This is a genomic window from Nonomuraea sp. NPDC001684 (genome assembly GCF_053596515.1).
In genome coordinates this window covers 1-1,613 of the sequence record NZ_JBSFGJ010000849.1, presented here as the reverse complement: position 1 = coordinate 1,613, position 1,613 = coordinate 1, and the positions used below count along the sequence as shown (strand labels likewise).

Annotated in this window: 2 protein-coding genes; one reads left to right on the top strand and one right to left on the bottom strand. The window is 76.3% G+C overall.

Features of this window, described 5'->3' with window-relative positions; genetic code table 11:
- Positions 1-1,059: S8 family peptidase (locus tag ACWCSD_RS52450; RefSeq protein ID WP_449927409.1), on the top strand; the 1,059-nt coding region annotated here is incomplete at its 5' end.
- 37 nt (positions 1,060-1,096) lie between these two features.
- On the opposite strand, the gene ACWCSD_RS52445 is transcribed toward ACWCSD_RS52450, so the two are convergent.
- Positions 1,097-1,613 (bottom strand): aldo/keto reductase (locus tag ACWCSD_RS52445; RefSeq protein ID WP_449927406.1); only part of this gene is annotated, 517 nt, incomplete at its 5' end.

The following is a 1,613-nucleotide window of genomic DNA, read 5'->3' as shown; positions in this document are numbered from 1 at the left end:
GCCGACCTCGCGAGGGACCCGTCGGAGGCCCCGGTCGCCCGGCCGATGCCGACCACCGTGCCGGGCGCGCCCGAGGACGCCGAGGCGCCGCCGCCGGCGGCGGAGGCGGGCGCGCAGGTCACATGGGGGGTGCGGGCGCTGGGCGCCGACGCCTCCACCCGTACGGGGGCGGGGACGGTGGTCGCCGTCCTCGACACCGGCATCGACGCCACGCATCCGGCCTTCACCGGGATGACGCTGGTGGAGGAGGACTTCACCGGATCGGGCCGCGGCGACAAGGTCGGCCACGGCACCCACTGCGCCGGCACGGTCTTCGGCCGCCCGGTCGACGGCATGCGCATCGGCGTCGCCCCCGGCGTCGAACGGGCGCTGATCGGCAAGGTGCTCGGCGACGACGGCAAGGGCTCGACCGCCGCGACGGTCAAGGGCCTGCTCTGGGCGCTCGGGAACGACGCCGACGTCATCACCATGTCGCTCGGCATCGACTTCCCGGCCGCCATGCGGCAGCTGGAGGAGCGCGGGCTGCCGCAGTTCCTGGCCACGTCGATCGCGCTGGAGTCGTACCGGGCCACGTTGCGGCTCTACGACTCGCTGATGCGGATGATCGCGGCCAGGGCGGCGTTCGGCGCCGGCACGATCGTCGTCGCGGCCACGGGCAACGCCAGCCACCGGGAGCTGCGGCCGGACTTCGAGGTCGGGCCGGAGCTGCCGTCGGCCGCCGAGGGCATGATGGCCGTGGGCGCGGTGCAGCGGCTGCCGTCCGGGCGGCTGGCGGTCGCGCGGTTCTCCAACACCTTCCCGCAGGTGTGCGCGCCGGGCGTGGACGTGGTCTCGGCCCGTACCGGAGGCGGGCTGACCAGCAAGAGCGGCACCAGCATGGCCGCGCCGCACGTGGCCGGGGCGGCGGCGCTGTGGTGGCAGGAGCTGCGGGCGGGCAGCGACGGCGCGCGGGCCGCGGCGGTCACCGGCCGGTTGCTGCTGACCGCCGCGACGGACGTGTTCGTCCCGGACGCCGACACCGCGGACCTGGGCGCGGGGCTGGTCCAGGCGCCCCGCTGAACCGGCACGGTCTTCCGGCCGGACGGCCGGAAGACCGTCAGGGGCCTTCGGGATCCACCGTGTCGGCGTCGGCCCAGAACGGCGCGGCCAGCTCGCGCAGCCGCGCCGCGCCGACCCGGTCGAGCAGGGCGAGCGCGCCCGCGTTGTCGGCGAGCTGGGCCGTGCTCGTGACGCCGAACAGCACGCTGGCCACCGCCGGATGGGTGAGGCAGAACGCCACGCACACCTGCGCGGGCGTCGCCTCCAGCGCGGCCGCCACCTCGGCCAGCCCGGCGGCGGCCGTCGCGGCCCGCGCGCGCACGCCGCCGGGGTCGGGGAAGACCGGCCGGGCGGGCCTGTCCTTGCCGGCCAGCAGCCCGCCTTCGAGCACGTCGCTGGCCTGCAGCGAGACGCCGGCGTCGAACACCTCGGAGAACGGCACCCCTTCCGGGATCGAGCGGCGGCACGGGTTGTACTTGAGCTGGGCCAGTTGCGGCCCCGGCGAGCCGAGGTCGCGGGCGTGGTTGCGGATGGTCAGGATGGAGGTGGCCGACCAGTTGTTGACGCCCCAGCAG